Here is a 17933-nt window from a genome sequence, read left to right on the forward strand (position 1 = left end):
ACTTAACTGTATGGAAATGACCAATCGTTTTCTAAAATCATGACACAAGATACCATTGATCAATATATTGCCAAAGCACTTGGGCAAACTGCCACTGCCCAGGAACAAGCGCATTTAGACGCCTGGCGAAAAGCCGATGCCCAAAATGAAAAATACTACCGACAGTTTGAGCATTTGTGGCGACTCGGACTTCTGGCCAAGGACAAGCCTGCTTTCCACCCTAATGTCGATCGGGCATGGCAGAATGTGCGCCCTGCAGTTCCCCTCCAGCAAAGGTCCCAAATTCCTGCTTATGCTTTCTTCACCGCCATTGCGAGTGTACTGCTGGTGGCGATGGTATTTTTGTACCCTTATGTATTCCCCGAAAAGGTAAAGCATATTCACCTTGTGGCTCAAAACCTGCAGGAGGTAACATTGCCCGACGGGACATCGGTTACTTTGAGAAAGGGAGCTACGCTGGAATACCCAGAAGCTTTCGGCGAAGACCAGAGAAAAGTCAATTTCAGTGGGCAGGCGTATTTCGATGTGCACCACGATCCCGATCATCAGTTCATCATCGATATGAAAGAAACGCAGGTCAGGGTGTTGGGTACCGCCTTTAATATTGATGAAGAAGCTCACCACACCGTAACGGTCAGTGTCAGCCGTGGTAAAGTGGCTTTTGAAACTAAAACAAAAAAACCTCAGCGGGTGGTGCTCGCCAAAGGTAAGCAGGCCACTTATCAGCATCAGCAAAAAAAGATCAGTGCACTGACTGCCCAAGCACCAAATGCTTTGGCATGGAAAACGAAAATCTTCAGTTTCAATGATACCCCACTGCCGGAAGTGGTAAAAACCCTCAACGATGCCTATGGGGCAGATATCCGTTTGGAATCCCCAGAATTATTCAACTGCTCGCTCTCGATGGTCAATCATCGATCACAAAGCATCGAATCAGTATTGGCTACGATAAGTACTATTCTTAATGTTGAGGTGAAGCAGCAAAACAATAGCTACCGAATCTTTGGAAAGTGCCAATAGTAATGAAAAGAGTTTTCTACATTAAAATGCTTTTGTTGCTGCTGTTTATGTTCGCAACTAAAGTCGCAAAATCACAAAGTTGGACACAGCAGCAAATCAGTATTCAGGCTCAGCAATTACCCTTAGCCACTTTCATCGATCAGCTGAGTAAAAAAGCAGGATTTGATTATGCCTACAACGCCAAAATCATTTCAGCGAAAGCAGCAGTCGATTATCAAACCACTGATGCCCCACTGATCAGCGTACTCAATGAAATTCTACCGCCGAGGAATCTCGACTACAAAATACAAGGCGATCAGCTGTTGATCATTCCGAAAAAGAAAATTAAACAAAGAAAAACAAGTCTGACCCTTACCGCCACACTAATGTATAAAGGGCAGTATCTGGATGGGGTCGCGGTGCTTGATAAGTTTACTGGAGCTTTGGGTAAAACCAATTCCGAAGGAACACTCCGAATTCCCATCAATAATCCACAGGCGAACCTAAGCTTGACCTTCAGCAAGGAAGGCTATCAGAGCAAATCACTGAAAGTAAAAATGAATGGAGACAAAAGTATTCAGGTGTACCTGGACTCCTTGCAGCTCCCCATGAAAAAGACCTCTGCTCCTGTCGCCTTTTTACCCTCCGTTCAGCTGAAAGAAAAAGAAATTGAGGACATCAATTTGGTGAAATTCTTTGTCTCGGAGGCAAAAACAGCACAAATAACGACCCTTGACAGCCTCATTTACAGTCCTTTTCAGGTCAGTCTGCTACCTATGCTCAGCAGTAATTTCACTAAAAATGCGCAATCGGTCAATAACTTTTCACTGAACCTGATCGCTGGTTATTCCGCAGGAACTGATGGTGCAGAAATGGGTACTGCGGCCAATATCAACAGGTATAATATGCGCGGACTGCAGCTTGCTGGCCTCACTAATATTGTCGGGGGACATGTTCACGGTTTGCAAATTGCAGGGGTAAACAACCTCAGCAAGCGGAAAATGATCGGACTGCAAGTTGCGGGAATTAACAATGTCGCACAACACAGCATGTCGGGGGGGCAAATTGCGGGAATTAACAATGTGATGAATGGCCAGATGAATGGTTTTCAGATAAGTGCCGTATCCAATTCCCTGTTAAATCATGGACAAGGGCTACAGCTTGCCGCATTTGGGAACTTTGCCCGCCAAAACTTCAAGGGCGTTCAGTTTTCTGCGGTATTGAATAAGATCAAGGGAACATCAAGCGCCTTGCAAGTTTCAGCACTGTTGAATATTGCCAAAGACAGCCTTAAAGGAGTACAATTAAGTGCTTTCTATAATGGTGCTTACGGCCACAGCTCGGGCGTTCAAATCAGCCCATTTTTAAACCATAGCCGCGCAACATTTAATGGCTTGCAGCTCGGTATCTTAAACCATGCCGCACAAGCACTCCATGGTGTTCAGTTGGGTGTAATAAACAGCACAGACACGCTCAGCGGGCTTCAATTAGGCATTATCAATAAAACCGACCATTTAGCAAGTGGCACACCAATAGGCTTCATTAGCGTGGTAAAAGATGGCTGCAATGCTTTGGAACTGAGTTATCAGGATCGGCATTTTATTACTGCTGCCTACAAAACAGGATCACGGTATTTTTATAATATCATTAATTATGGTATCGATGTTCAGCAGGCCGAACAGATGTACTTTGGTTATGGATTTGGTACCGCCCCGCGTCTGTATCGCACGATCAGCCTCAACGCTGACCTTACCGCAAATTATGTACAAAACACGCCACACTGGTTCAAGGATAAGAATTTCCTCGGTCAGGCCAAAGCTCAGATCAGTTACCAGTTTGGCCGATCGCTGGGCCTGTTTGCTGGGGCAAGTTATAATGTACAGGTGATTGATCAGCAGGCGGAAAATAAAACGTTTATTCACCCCCGTACCGCCTGGACATCCCAGAATTCAGGATGGATTACCGCAGGATGGTGGAGCTTTCAGGCAGGGATAAGAATCGGCCGACTCGGAAGGTGAAAAACAAAAAAATTGTCGCAAAATAAATACCTCCTCAGCAGTTACGCTTCTTGATCCCTCTAAAGTTTGCCTTTATCAAGCTGAATTTAGACCAAAATGAGGCCTGAACCACCTGCAAATTCAAGATCTCGTCTATATTGTATTGCATCAATATTTGTCGTAAAACAATTATTGGATAGGATGGTCAATTTTGGCGTAATTGCTGGTTGCTTTTGCTAATATTTTACCATCGGTATTGTAAAGTCGCCCCTCGATATGGATGATATTTTTCCCCTGGCGAATAACCTGTGTTTTAACAATCACCGCCTCCCCTTCTGCTGCAGATGACAGAAAATCAACATTAAGATTTACCGTAGGATAAAAGTTCTGAACATCCAAAGTATAGATCGTCAATCCCATCACTTCGTCCAACATGGTACAGATAGCGCCACCGTGCAACATCCCCGCAGGGTTCGTTAATTCCTTTCGCACAAAATACTCGCCTTCCAGACGGCCTCCTTCTACGGCCAGCACTTTACCTTTGAAAAGATTGCCAAAAGGTGATGGTGATTCAATGTCTTGCTTACCAATTAAATTCTTTAGCCGAGCGATTCGTTCTTCAGAAAATTTCATACAAATGTTATTTATTGAATAGAAGGATTCTCAAATATAAAGCCAAAAAAAAAGGCGCCAAACAGCGCCATTAAATGATTTTAGGATCATCGTTTATTTCAAAAATTCCAATACGGTCTTTTGCTCATAACGCTCGCCACGTGCTAAAACAGCCGATGGGAACACCGTCTGATTAATGGCGTCTGGAGCGTTTTGCGTTTCAATACAAAAGGCCTGACGCGCCTCAAACTTCTCCCCCAAATAGTTTCCTGTGTACAACTGAAAGCCTGGCATGGTAGAATAAACCTTCATGCGCAGTTGACCATCAGCAGATTTTGCTTCCGCATTCAGACGAGGCTTAGCGGTAAAATCACCCATAATATAGTGGTGATCATAACCGTTACCGAACTTAATTTGCTCATCATCGGCAGCAATATCCTGTCCCAATTTTTTGAAAGAAGAAAAATCAAATGGCGTACCTGCCACCTCACGTTGCTCCCCTGTAGGAATGGCGGTTTCATCTGCTACTGCAAAAGTTTTAGCCTCCAGCTTCAACTCATGGTCAAGACAAGATTTACTGCTTCTGCCATCAAGGTTAAAATAACTGTGGTTGGTCAGGTTAATCACCGTGTCCGCTGAAGCCGTTGCATGGTACTCAATCACCAACTGATCGTCCTCACGCAGCTCAAAAGTCACATTAATTACCATATCTCCAGGGTAACCTTCATCGCCATCTTTAGAAAGTACGCTCATTTTTACTGTATTTTCAGCAAAAACCTCTGCTTCCCATACCTTTTGATTGAACCCTACAAGTCCGCCATGCAAGTGGTTGGGTCCGTTATTGACCGCCAATTCGTACGTTTTACCCCCCAATGTAAATGACCCGTTAGCGATACGGTTAGCCACACGCCCAACCGTAGACCCCAGGTAGAAGTTGTCTTCCTCATAAGCAGCCAAATCGTCATAACCAATCACTACGTTACGCACTGATCCGTCCGCCATAGGAATATGAATTCCTGAAATAATAGCACCGTAAGTCAATAACGTTACCTTAGCCCCGTTTTGATTCTCAAGTGTGAATTCCTTGATAGTCTGACCAGATTTGGTCTTTCCGAAAATTGTTGAAGAAACACTCATATTTTTAGTCTGAAAATTATCATTTAAGTATGTTTACAATTTACAAAAATAACAATTACCACCTACACAAAAGCCTAAAAGTCCATCAATACATACAATGCTCCATGTTCTTTTAGCTGCCCGAAGGTCGTAAAATTGACCTCTATATTAAAAAATTAATGTTGCTGACTTATAATTGATCAGAAAAAGCCAACCTCATATTGTAATAATTTGTTTTAACAATATGCGTTCTCCAAATTTTATTACATCGATTGAGAGCTTTATTGAAAATGAAATTCTCACACAATACGATACCCACATCGAACATCATTTAATGAAAGCCGATGATCGGATTTATGTATGGATCAAAAATGGACCCGAGCCCCTTTCCGAAATTCTCAATGAGCGTGATTGTGCTTATCAATTCTTCAAAAAAGGAATCTCGCTCGCCTTTGATGTTAATATCCCCAACAAGCGGCAACTTCCTGCTGTTTATAACACCATTGAGTTCCGCCTCCTGCCTGCATTCAGTTTTGTATGGATTGCCGACATCAATGATCTGCGAGATTTCTGGGACATGACAGGGCTGCCCTACGATCATTTTGCTCACTACGAGGAAGCACAAATAAAAAAGGCACTGCCATATATGTCCAGAATTGATATTCTGAAATTTCTTCAGTGGTACCAGCCGCAAAATTTTTTCACCGACTGGGTACGTTATTCCAGTGATGAATTTGCACTGCCACTTTCAAGGGAAGCTGCAGAAGAAGCCTTGCTGGGAATTTTACTCCGAAATGAACCACTGATCGAGCCCTGACACCCGAAAACTTATGTTAAATAGGCTTCGCGCAGAAAATTTTATCCGCCTATTGGTTCGAAATAATTATGGCCCATTTTCACGGAAATTTGGCCAAAAAAATAAGGGACAATTTGTCCCTTATTTTTTTTGACTGTTTTTTTTTAGAAAGGATAACCAATCGCGAAGTTCAGCAGCAAATTATTTCTTCGCCATGTACCACTCAATGGGTTCACCTGATTGAGCATCCATTCACTGCCATTTCCTTTTGGAGACAGCACGGTGGTGGCAAAATCAAAACGAATCACAAAAAGTCCCTGAATATCGGCACGTAGACCGAAGCCAGCACTCATCCCTATTTGCTTGTAAAAGTGGTCGAAGGTAAATTCTCCAAAAGGAAAGCTATCCTGTTTTTCGAGTGTCCAGATATTTCCAGCATCAACAAACCATGCCCCCTTAATTACGGAGATCATCGGGAACCTGTATTCGGCATTGAAGCCCAGCTTCAGTTCCCCACTACGATCAAGGCTCACGGAGTTGTTTTCATCTGGCCGGTAACCACCAGGACCAATCCCCCACGATCGGAAAGAGCGGAGGTCATTGGGCCCACCACCATAAAATTGCTTTACAAAAGGCACCGATGAGGAGTTCCCGTAAGGCTGTGCTATGCCTCCGAAAGCCCGAAGAATCCATTGCCTGTCGTGGCGAAGGTTGAAATACAGCCTGAAATCGGGGGCAAATTTCACATACTGTGAATAGGGAACATCAAAAATTTTCATTGGATTGTCGGCCTTATCAGCCCCTAATGTTCCCGTATTGAGCAGGTGCAGCAGATTGCCAGCCATCTCAAAATTCAGTGACATATAAAACTGAATTGGTTTTTTCCGACTTTTCAGCAACTCATTATAGGTATAATTGAAGCGTGTCCCGAGGATCAGCTGATTCTGTAAACTCCGTTTAAGCCTGATATTATTATCGAGGACTTCTTCAAATTCTGGCGATGTTCTGAACTTGATAATGTAGTTGACAAACATCGGATCCCACTCAAAAAACTTCCATGCTTTCGATCTCCACTTGTAACCGTAGGAGGTTTCTGCGGAGAATAACAGCACCTGACTCTGAATACTTTTAGCTTTCAGGTTGGCGCCAATCTTTGTTTTTGGCAGAAAAGCAGACTTGGAGGCGATCGGAAAAGGCGCCCAGATTTGGGGGACTTCCAGCGAAGCATCCAATTGCAAATCATAAGAAACCGTAGAGCTGTCGGTGCCATATTGCGATTCAAAACTGAAACGCGGACGAATTTTCAGCAATTCAGCGCCACCAAAAGCATTGCGATTGATGTAATTCAGATTCAATCCAGGGCCAATAAAGTTGTTACTTTTACTGGTCCCTTCCAGCTCCAGCTGTAAGGATTTTTTATAACGAGGAGTCAGGTAGATATTGGCATCCAAAAGCATAGAATCCTGAGGATTGGGTTCGTAGCGAATATTGACAAAACGATACGTTCCCAGGCCCATCAAACGCTGCGATGACATCACACTTGCTTCATAATTGTATGTGGTGTCAGGGCGAATCAGGATGCCTTTTTCAAGCACTTTAGGGTTCACATAGTTCTTAAAGTTCACATATTTGAAGGGACCGATTTGTTGCGCACCCTCCCGATTTACGGAATCTTTGGCATTGTGATAATCATAGATATAAACATTGCTGATTCGGTACTTCTTATAGGCGTAATCAGGAATGTTCTGACTCAGTTCAAAATCGAGATCCATCACCTTATTTTCACGGAGTGTATCGGCAACATAATGGATATACTCCGGAGAAAAGTAATAGAAACCACGGTTTTTAAGCGAATCTGCCAAGCGAGAACGTTCCAGTTCGAGGTCCTCATAATGATAAACCTTGGCGCTGTCAACGGCTGTTCGCCCAGCAATAGGACGCAGTAAACTGTGCTTTATTTCCTGGTCGGCACTTAGCCTTTCGATCTTCCCCAAGCGTGTCGCTTTGCCCAGCTGAATCGAATACTTAACGGTGGTCGTTTTCTTTTTGACCACAGAATCCCTGCTTACCGTATGGTTGAAAAAGCCTCGATCCTGCAATTGATAATTGATTTTTTTATCAATAATCGCCCAGTCGATGTCACTCACGTAAACTGGTTTTTCGCCCAGCCGGTATTTAAGAAAGTACTTTAACCCTTTCTCTTTCTTGGGTTCCTTGACAATATAATGCAGCCAAAGTGCGGGCCGCGAGATCCCGAATTTAGTGTTCGGCTCCAGTGGTACAAGCCCCTGTAAAATCCCTTCAAGATCTTTATCTGAATCCGCACGATTCTTGAAATGGATGTCAAAATCTGTCGATTCATACAGCTTCTGCCCTTTCGGAACATACTTCAAACCTGAACAGGCGGAGAAGAAGAACAGCGCGATAATTGCCGTGAGTCCTATATTACTTCTGATCATTTTTCTTCTCTTTATCGTTATCCTTACCAAATAATTTCAGCACGCCATTATAGTCTTTAGAAAAGACGATCGACAAGCCCTGCGTTAATAGATCCTGCGTCAGCAAATCATCATTATCCCGATACCTAAAGCCCCGCAAACGGTACCTTCCGTCCTGTGTCAGCATATACTCTATTTCAATGTCTTCGTTGATCTGTGAGCTCCCAGATTGCTGTTCATTATCGAGTGTCATGTTTCCTCCTACCGATACTTGCAAACGATCATTATACAAGGATTTGGAAACATTCAGCCCCACTTCCGTAGCACTCGACGCTAAATCATCGCCATAATTATCGATCGCAAAATTAATATCGACCCCTTTCACCAGGTTATTTGAAAGCCTGTTCAGCGAACTTTCCACCAGTTGCGACACACTCGAACGGGCAACGTTCTCCATCACATTACCACCACCTGAAGCGTTTTCATCAGGCAGAAAACTATTGGTGATCAGGACCGCTACCGCCTGTTTGTTTCTCAGCACTTCATCTCTGTTGATTTCCGTAATGCGGGCATAAACATCGCCACTGAAAATCCCCTGATCGCGCTCAGGCATCCCAAGGGAAAAACTGATTTTTGGGTCTGCTATCTGATTCCCAATATTGATATCAATGTAAAAATTCTGTTTCTTCTTCAGCGCTTTCTCCTGCCCTGCGGCACCAAGATCAATACGCTGCACCATGATGGGGTACGGCGCCGTGCTGATATTATACCGTGCTGTCAGGTCAAGTAAACCACTCTCGGGCGTCCCTGTAAAAGTGATCCGCGATCCTTTCACAAAATCGAAGCGTTTCTTCACCAGACCATAAAAAGACAACTGATAGAAGCCTGATTCCACCTCAAAATTACCATTCAGTCCCGTGGTTCCATTCGGGAGATAATTTAAAGAAAGGTCCGATCTACCTGAGATTTCCAGCCGATCACCAGAGTATTCGTCCACCAAAACGGTAAACTTCGCCTTGGGATCGATGCCGATACTCATATGAACTTCGGGCCCGAGGAAGCCCATATCGAGGGAATCTTCCACCGCCTCCGTGAGCATTTGCTCAAGCTCCTCATCGGGTTTAACAAAGCGGATCACCTTATCGTGTCCACTCGGTGCCCCCTGACTTTCGGGCGTCCTGACGAACAAATCTGTTTTATCAAGCACGTTGAATTCGCCTTCAATTTTCGGTTCAAAAGCAGAGCCTTGAATACTGAGGTCCGTGGAAATATTCAGCTGACCAAACGCTTGTGCTTGTTTGGTTTTTGGGGCATCGAGTGCCAAAAACGGATCCGCCTCAATCTTCAAATCCATTGGGTAATTATCCGTCAGTCCAATGTCCCCCTTCAATTCAAGGCGCTTACCGTTATGATCTGTCAGTCCAAAATGCTTAAAAATGACGGCACTTTTAGTCAATTTAACCGACTCATTTTTCAGTAGCAGGTCCATCGGGTATTCTTTCAATCGCGTAAACACATCAATAAAATTCAGTGCTCCATCCACAATCGGCTTTTCATTTTTATACTCAAAATCCACCTTCCCCTGAATAATTCCTGACAGTGAATCAAGGGTCGATTTCATCATCGGTTGATAGGTGTGAAGATCCACCGTATCCAGATCAATAAACCCTTTGGCATATAACGGTGATTTATTCAGATCGATATGCGCCTCTCCCTTGAGTCGTTGCTTCCCTTTGATCAACAGTTTGGCATCATAAATTTCAGGCTTTTGGGAGATCACATCTAAAAAGATATTGCCAATAAGCATCTTATTGTACTGCAGATTTTCAAAAGCAAAGCCGGCTTTCTTATCATCAACTTTCAGTAAATCGCGGTAACAATCAAAACCCGTTTTTATGGTGTCGTTATTATACCTGACATTAATTTTACTGACCAGTGAATCGGCAAAAATCTGTCCGTCCCACAAGGTTTGAACCCGCGAGCCGTCGGCAAGAAAAGCACTGTCAAGCTGTACCTTGAAACCAAGCTCCTTGGATTCCCGCTCTGTGGAATCATTGAGGATCGCACCATTGAATCCATAAACCTGCAGGCTGTCCATTTTCAGTTCAGGCATATCAATCTTCAGGTTAAACTTACTTTGCCTGTCGTCCCAAACAAATAACAATCCACCACGCTCCAAATTCAGCAAACCAGGTATAAGTCCCGAGGTGTAGAGGTCGTGCTTTTTCCAGTTTACCTTCAGTGAAATCCACGGGATAATATTTCGATCCCTCGCTTTATCGAGCGTCCCTGTGGCGAGGGTTTTAAAATAATTTTGCCATTTATCGGGATCAACCACCCCCTCCATATGCAAATCAAGTGGATCACCAGAAACATCCGTATGCACAGAATCCCCATCATAATAAGCCTGAATGCTGAGGTGATCGAAGCCAGTATCAACCGTCTTTTGCTGAATGCTGAGGTCGTCAATATTGCCATCGACATTGATTTTTTCACCAACCATCTTGGCCTTTCCATCAGAATTAAAACCGAGTTTAAACATCTGATCCATGACGCCAAAATTGGACAGATCAAGAGGGTCCAAATGTATTTTCCATTGCACATCAATTTGGTCGCCATAGTGGCCGTCGGCTTTCACCATCAAGGGAAGATCACTCAGCTCACTATCAATATTAATCTCAAAGATGCCATCTTTCCACTGCCCATTTCCTTCAATTCCTCGGTAGGATTTCTGAAGATAATCAAAGCCGAAATGTTCAATGGTAAATGCGGTAGTCAATTGCGGAAATTCAGTGCCTTGCCCGTGGGCAGTTATATGTCCGTTAAGGTGGTCAGGCACCTGCTCACCAACGATACGCTGCACGCGAAAATCATCAAACTTGAGATCAGCATCATACTTCAAGCGGGGCAAATCATCAATATTAAGCAAGTCGGCCACAAGGCTCATCTTTCCCCAGTCGGAATTGACCTGCCCGTTCACCGAAACTCCATGCTCATCAAGCCAACCGTGCGTAGCAATATAAATTGAGTCTGGATGTGGATTGGCATTCCACTCCTGCTCCGTCATCAGCCAGGTTGCCTCCTTAAAGTGCGATTTCACGAGCAGGCTATCCATGTACAGGCGAGGCGCTCCATTGTGTGTCTTGAATGCGCCGTTGAGCGTCAGCTGACTCTCCCGCGAAGTATTCAGCTGAAGAAATATTTTCCCCTTTCCGCCTTTGATATCAGACGTCCCATACCCTTGAATATAATCTTCAGGAGTCAGTCGCAAGCCCGCCGTTTTTGCGCCCCAATAATTGATGTCATGCGCCCCGAGGTAGAAGTCCTCGAGCTTCAGGTCAAATATATTCTGCGCCAGCTTTCCTCGCTCCACTCCTTTATATCGAAGGTGTGCATCAAGGTCCATTTTCGAGTCGTCGGATCGAAAGGCCAGCGCAATTAAATATAAGTCCTCGCCTTTCATCCGCAGTCGGGAGCTCAGCTTTTTCATATGAAAGCCATTGTGCTCATAAAATGACAAACCATTTAGCTTGGCATACATTTCCTCGCTTCGGTATCCAATGCTGTCCACCGATAATTCCAGTTGCTGAATACCAATATTGTCAGGATCGAATACGGTTCCCTTTCTCAGGTTTCCCCGATGCGTGGCATAAGTAATCATATGCCTTTTCAGGCCGAGGTGCCCAAGATAAAACTGCAAGCGAGAGGGCGAATCAGTGTTGGTGCTATCTGTTGGTTCAGGTGCCTGCGCCACCGAGTCGGAAGGGATCATCACCACATGCGCATTCAGTGAATCAGAATCAACGGAGGCAATGCGGTAAATCTCATCCGCCAAATTAACCTTCACCGCCTTAACCTGCCCCTCGTGCCAATAAGCATTCACCGCAGTGGTGCTGTCTTCAAAATCAAGCCACAAACGGCTAAACGCAATATCGTCGAGTGCCAGCCTGAGCGTGCTCGCGGTCGTATCTACTGGTGCATTGGGATCTTCCACAACACCAAAAGCATCCATCAGGTACTGATAGTTCGGTTGCTCCTTGCTCATGTCCACATGCGCAATGACCGAATCGAGCCGAATCTTTTCTATGGTTTTTTCGCTTTGAACAAGCCCAGAGAAATCCCAGGCAACCTGCAGTTCCCCTACATAAGCAAGGGTGTCTTTTTGTGGATCCTGCAAGAGCAGCTCATCAATGGTCAGACCAGAAAGTGGGCTGAAGCTGACCTTCCCCACCCGACTGTGCGCCCCAGTGGTTTGATCGATATGCGTGGTGATTTGTTGGACAATCGCAGTTTGCACTGCGGGAACAAATAATACCACGCCAGAAAAAAGAAGCACCAACAGCAATACTAAAAGTACGCCGAGGCCGATATATTTCAGAATTTTCAAGAGTCAAATAAGTTTGTGATAGTGGTCGGGAATCGTTCGCTTTTGCCACGAGGATTCTCCTTTAAACCAACACAAAAAAAGGGAACTATATCCTCAATTCCCAATGAAATTATGACAGGTGGTTTTAATAAATGATTACTTCACGGAAGGCTTTTGAAGATGAAAAAAATATAAAGGACAAAATGTCCTTTATTGCACGAAAAAAGATACTAAATGAAGTTATTTTTTAATAAATCGTGAAAAAATGCGCTTAAAAAGCTGTACATTGCACCAAATATGATACAATCATGACACAGGAACTCATTATAAAATTTTTATCCAGCCGTCCAGGTCTAAACGTAAAAAGTTTGGAAATTGAGGCGGGGATATCTCGACAAACACTGGCAAAAGTTCTTCGTGGAGAGACTGGTCGCCGTTTGAATGAAGCCCACATCAACCGCTTGATCCCGACACTGAACAATTATGGCTTTTCCACCTTTCTGGAAAATATACAGAAAAAGGACAAGGCGGAAGTCATAGCCGTATTTAACCACAAGGGAGGCGTAGGAAAAACCACCACGACGATCAACTTGGCGCGTGGCCTGCACCGAAATGGTTACCGAGTGCTGATGCTTGACCTCGACGGTCAGGCGAACTTATCCACCTGCTTTTTCAGTTCAGAAGAATACCCTGAAAAAAATGAATTGCTGTTATCAGCCCTCAATGATGAGATCGATCCGAAAGATGCCATTTATCAGGCAATGGATGAGGATGCTTTCGATATCATTGCCACTGATGAAAACCTGATCGAAAGCAAACTCAAAGCCGTGGAAGGTGTGAAGGATGTTTTGCTGAAAAAACGGGTGCTCGATAAGGTCGATATGGATTACGATTATATCGTCCTAGACTGCCCGCCTTCTTTGGGCTTCTTCACCAATTGCGCATTGAACAGTGCCGATTCGGTTGTCATTCCCGTGATTCCCGAGGAGATGAGTATTCAGGGGCTTTCAAAAATGATTCGGGCCATTTCAGAAATCCGAGAGCTTAAAGACCACGAAATTGATATTGATGGTGTGCTGATCACGATGAAAGACAGCCGCTATGCGACGCATGAGGAATATGAACTTGCCATCCGAAACTTTTTAAGTTCGGCGGGTATCCGTGTTTTCAGCAATGTGATCCGAAAAAATGCGCAGGTTGCAGAAGCACCCGCCCATAAACTTCCCGTGCTCGACTACAAGCCGAACTCAAACGGAAGCAAGGATTATCACGATTTCATTCAAGAATATATAGATATTAAAGAGCAGGAGACGGTATAAGATGGCAAAGAAGAAAAATTCCGCAAGAGCAAATTTAGATACGCTCAACAATTTAAATATCAATGCTCAAAAGTTCTCGCAAACCAAGGTGGTGAGCGATGGCAGTTTGGCCGATGAAATCAAGAAGAATATTACCATTCATCCTGATTTGCAGAAATACATCCGTCCGCTGACCCCTGCCGAATACCAGATTCTGGAACAGAATATCTTGGCTAATCAGCGAATTTTTGATCCTATTATCGTCTGGAAATTGAATGATCAATACTTTCTGGTAGATGGTCATCATCGTTTTTCAATTGCGCAACGACATAAAATTGATTTTAATATCGCCTTGCTTGATAACCATCCCGACATGGAGGCGGTCAAGCAATTTATGGATCAAAAGCAACTTGGGCAACGAAACATGACCTCTGAAGAAATTGCTTTTCTTCGTGGGGCCACTTATGAAAACCGAAAAATTAAAGACCCCGCACTCAAAAGACAAGGTGGTGGCGACACCGCTGAGGAATTGGCGGAGGTATTTCATGTGAATGCAAAAACGATCAAAAGAGATGCTTCCTTTTACCGAGGTGCAATAAAGTTACCAGAGGAGCAGCGACAATTGCTCATTCAGGGATTATTGCCCTTCACCAAAAAGCAAATTGAAGATCTTGGCAAATCGGAGCTCAGTGGAGAAGCTTTCCTGAAACAGTTTGAAACTGCTGAAAAGGAAAATACCGCTGACATCGAAGAAGCACCACAACCGAAAATGCCTGTGCCTGCAAAACTGACCCCTATCCAAAAGCAGGAAAGCATGGTGCGAAAAAGCTTGAGTAAACTGATGATCGACCGCAACCGGAAAAGTTTCCTTCGGGCATTGGACAAAAGTAATCCTGATGAAAAGACGGCACTCAAGCACAGCCTTGAAGAATTGAAACATGAAATTGACCAATATTTAAATATTTTGGACTGATTTCATTCAAAAAATAAGATTACCACCAACCGCCCCTGATCGGGCGGTTTTTTTTGTACCTTTTTTTACGACAATTAATTGATTTTCAAGTGAATAATCTAAACGATCGGACCATCAAATTTTTTTTACTACAAACGTTGACTTTATCAGATGAGAAAACCAACTAATACGACAAACGTTGCATCGGCGCAACATTTGTCTTAAAAGGTTATAACTGAGGATTATGCTCAAAAAGCTTTTTGGTCGCAAAATCAGCTCATTTAAATTGATTTCAGTAAAAATCGACCCGCAGAAACGGCCTTTAAAACGACGATCTCCTTTTGGTTGATACTTGATGTCATAACAATCGAAGATCACAGCAGAGCCTTTTAAAATGAGAAATTGAAAAATGAACGACAACAAATTAAAGAAGCTTTGCGCGCTTAAACTTTACTTAATGAATAATAATAAATATTTATTTAAAGATTAGTTATTATTATTAATTATAGCTGAAGATGTAAACATTTGTGGTATTTACCTATTCCTTTGATTGTCAACGGATTAAATTTTTTTTCACGCTGCAACATTTGTAGTGTTATATTTACGCCGTGAATAGCTGACGGCTACATTACTGTGCTGATTTCGTATGATTGTCGCTAAATCATTGATTTTCTACTATTTATTAAAACGACAAACGTTTGTCGTGGAAAAGGTCCTGTTTTTCTGTAAGACAAATATTGTTAGTGAATGCTGTTTATACTACAAATATTGCGGTAGTATTTCAGTATTACGACAAATGTTTCCTCTATTTTTCTTTAAAATACTTGTAGTGAAGTTTAAATGATAAGCAAATCCTTGATTATACCACAAACGTTTGTCGTGATACTGCAACGATTGTCTTCATATGGTATTTTACTACAAATGTTGCCACAGTTTCCAGCAACGTTTGTAGTGGTATGGATTTTCGGAATCGGTTATAACGACAAACGTTTGTTGTTATGAGTGTGCCTTGCTTTGTTTCCTGTTTTGAACGACAAATGTTTGTCGTAGTAAATAATGAAGGTCTATTTTCAGCAGTATTTTTATTAAAACGACAAACGTTTATCGCTTTAGGAGCTAAAAAGGCAACATTTGTCTTTCAATTATATTACGACAAACGTTTCAAAATCAATTCCCATCAATGAATGTTGTGTAAAGTGCTAAAGGTGATTATCTTTGGAGAAGAATAACGAAAGATGAGTCAAAAATAAGTCTATGTCAATAAAGGGTACGCAAGGCACACTTGATATTTTTTCGAGGGAAATTACGCATTCCGTCGGTGAGATCGAGAAAAGTGGCGGATTGATGGGGGATAATAAGCGCAATAAGCGTGGTGATAGTTTGGTGTTGCGTAACAAAGCCATACAGATCATCTATTTTGCCGTTACAGAAGCGCAGGATGAAATTTTCAAGCATTTTGAGCGTATTCGTGACCAGCTTGATATGGTGCCTTCTGAAGATGCCAAGCACATGCTCATTAATCGGGAAATCTGGCAACGTGCGTACACCGTGCGGCTAAAGCGCAAGGACTTCCTGAATGAATATGACAGCTTCAAAACGCAGAAACAGCGTTATGATCAGGCCATTTTTGACTTGTATCAGGCGAAAATTCAGCGGTGGGAATATAGCCATGAAGAGCAAAAAATGACGCCCCGATTCATTAATGCCATCACTGAGATTGAACCCGTAAAATTTGATCTTGTAGAGGTGGATGGGCAGGAAATGCCTGTGAATATTGAAGAGGTAAAGATCCACTTTTCTGGCGCCTTTTTGCGTACATTTTATGGCTTCAATAAAGATGAGAAAGTCATCAAGTATAAGTATGAAACCATTTTTCGTCTGAAACAGACTTATTCCGTGTTCTATTACACGCTGTTCAGGAGTTTTATTTCGCAATCGGAATCGTCTTTCAATACTGGCGACTGGATTGAGGTGGAAATGGATATTGAGCAACTGAAGAAAAAAGTCGGAGTGGCTTTTGAGGTGGACCTTAAATCGGAGCTTGATTATGAGCGTGTTACAGGTGATATTTCAAAAAATAAAATCGGTAAACGTGTTCCTGAAGATGCTTATCCTTGCCGATTAACCATCGACGATTACCCTCGATTCAATGATTTTAAAAAACGTTCCCTTGATCCTGCCATTAAGGATATTGTCAATAATACCAATATTGAAATTGAGTATGATTTGATGCGCAGTGGGCGTGGAAACAAAGTGCAATCGGTGGTTTTCCGCATCAGGCATCAGGCGAGTCAGTTGGTCCTTGATCCTGTCGCTTCAGCCACGGGCGAAGTGATTCAGGAGGCGCAGGTTATCCAGCCGTCTGCTTATGATGAGTACTCCCCTGCCGAGGTGAATTTGGTGTTGCGCGAGTTGAATTTGCTGGGCTCTAACAAAAAACAACTTGGAAAATGGACTTCTCAACTGATCGATGCCATTAAGCGATATGGCATGGAAGCGATCAAGAGTTTCCTGCCAGCTGCACTGAATTCAAGAGCACGCGACAAGGTGAGTTTCCTACTGAAAGCACTTGAAATGAATCAGGTGAAAGAGGATGCTTTTAATGCCAAACCTGCCACGGCTTCTATTTATAAGGCGAGTAATTTTCGTCCGCGTACCAAGTCGCAATTTGCAGATGTTTTCAATCGTCTGGAAGAATTGATCCTTGGTTATGAGGAGCTGTTAACCCATGAACAAATGGAGGCAGTCGCTCAGCGTATGGGAAGTTTTGCCAGTCGTCCTTCAGTGCAATATTTACAAACTTGTCTGGACAATGAGTTGAAGGAAATTGCCAAAGCTCCTTTGCCTGTTCCTGATAAGGATGCAGGTAAGCCAGTGGCTATGCCGCAAAAGGCAAGCGGTCAAAATCCTCAGCAGGCCAACGAGCAAAGTTATTGGAATAACAATTTGCGTCGTAAGGCTGAAGATGATCAAAAATCGGCTAACCGAGAGCTTAAAGCCCAGATTTCTCTTGAATTTCAGGAGCTTTGGGATACGCTGAGAAACAAGTATTTGATGTTCTTTGGGCCTGCCAAAATTGGTGATTATACCCATTATTTGGATACGGACGCGCCGAGTCTTGAGCGTAAAGATGTTGGTGACCTGTCGAATTTGCCTTTTGAAAAATTCAGTGACAACACCCTGAAATGGTACGGACGTTTCTTGGTTCGTCGTTTCTTCTTAACGGAGGAAGATAAGGATTTTGCTGAAAATGGTGCGCCTGCGTATGCGGAGCGGAAACACCAAATCAGCCGTGAGCAATTCAGAAGAATGTAAATTTATTGCTATATTTATAAAATGAAAGCCCCTGTTTATGGGGC

Annotated in this window: 10 protein-coding genes; 6 read left to right on the forward strand and 4 right to left on the reverse strand. The window is 43.2% G+C overall.

The genetic code is table 11. The features are described 5' to 3' along the window. Positions 1 to 39 precede the first annotated feature (39 nt). Together AABK40_RS16035 and AABK40_RS16040 are read left to right on the forward strand one after the other, a co-directional pair. Positions 40 to 1020, forward strand: a complete 981-nt coding sequence (locus AABK40_RS16035; protein WP_338398128.1) for a FecR family protein — start codon at positions 40 to 42, stop codon at positions 1018 to 1020. A 2-nt stretch (positions 1021 to 1022) separates the two neighbouring features. Continuing rightward, entirely contained in the window at positions 1023 to 3017 is a 1995-nt protein-coding gene (locus tag AABK40_RS16040) for an LA_2272 family surface repeat-containing protein (RefSeq protein ID WP_338398129.1), read from the forward strand. 168 nt (positions 3018 to 3185) lie between these two features. On the opposite strand, the gene AABK40_RS16045 is transcribed toward AABK40_RS16040, so the two are convergent. Continuing rightward, entirely contained in the window at positions 3186 to 3629 is a 444-nt protein-coding gene (locus tag AABK40_RS16045) for a PaaI family thioesterase (protein WP_332921598.1), read from the reverse strand. Between the two features lie 93 nt (positions 3630 to 3722). After that, a complete protein-coding gene (locus AABK40_RS16050; protein WP_338398130.1) occupies positions 3723 to 4745 on the reverse strand; it encodes an aldose epimerase family protein in 1023 nt (340 codons plus the stop codon). Between the two features lie 223 nt (positions 4746 to 4968). Between AABK40_RS16050 and AABK40_RS16055 the strand changes: the two genes are divergently transcribed. Next, a complete protein-coding gene (locus AABK40_RS16055; protein WP_332921596.1) occupies positions 4969 to 5541 on the forward strand; it encodes a hypothetical protein in 573 nt (190 codons plus the stop codon). A gap of 143 nt (positions 5542 to 5684) precedes the next feature. On the opposite strand, the gene tamL is transcribed toward AABK40_RS16055, so the two are convergent. Continuing rightward, complete coding sequence (tamL, locus tag AABK40_RS16060) at positions 5685 to 7979, reverse strand: translocation and assembly module lipoprotein TamL (RefSeq protein WP_332921595.1); 2295 nt, start codon at positions 7977 to 7979, stop codon at positions 5685 to 5687. Further along, a complete protein-coding gene (locus tag AABK40_RS16065; protein WP_338398131.1) occupies positions 7966 to 12345 on the reverse strand; it encodes a translocation/assembly module TamB domain-containing protein in 4380 nt (1459 codons plus the stop codon). The genes tamL and AABK40_RS16065 overlap by 14 nt, the downstream gene beginning before the upstream one ends. 347 nt (positions 12346 to 12692) lie before the next feature. Here AABK40_RS16065 and AABK40_RS16070 point away from each other — a divergent pair, with 347 nt between their 5' ends. The 3 genes from AABK40_RS16070 to AABK40_RS16080 all read left to right on the forward strand — a co-directional run bounded on the left by AABK40_RS16070 (position 12693) and on the right by AABK40_RS16080 (position 17889). Beyond that, positions 12693 to 13643, forward strand: a complete 951-nt coding sequence (locus AABK40_RS16070) for an AAA family ATPase (RefSeq protein ID WP_338398132.1) — start codon at positions 12693 to 12695, stop codon at positions 13641 to 13643. A 1-nt stretch (position 13644) separates the two neighbouring features. Next, positions 13645 to 14595, forward strand: a complete 951-nt coding sequence (locus AABK40_RS16075) for a ParB N-terminal domain-containing protein (protein ID WP_338398133.1) — start codon at positions 13645 to 13647, stop codon at positions 14593 to 14595. Between the two features lie 1233 nt (positions 14596 to 15828). Further along, a complete protein-coding gene (locus AABK40_RS16080) occupies positions 15829 to 17889 on the forward strand; it encodes a replication initiation protein (protein WP_332921591.1) in 2061 nt (686 codons plus the stop codon). Positions 17890 to 17933 lie beyond the last annotated feature (44 nt).

The sequence above is a fragment of the Persicobacter psychrovividus genome (assembly GCF_036492425.1).
Taxonomy (GTDB): domain Bacteria; phylum Bacteroidota; class Bacteroidia; order Cytophagales; family Cyclobacteriaceae; genus Persicobacter; species Persicobacter psychrovividus.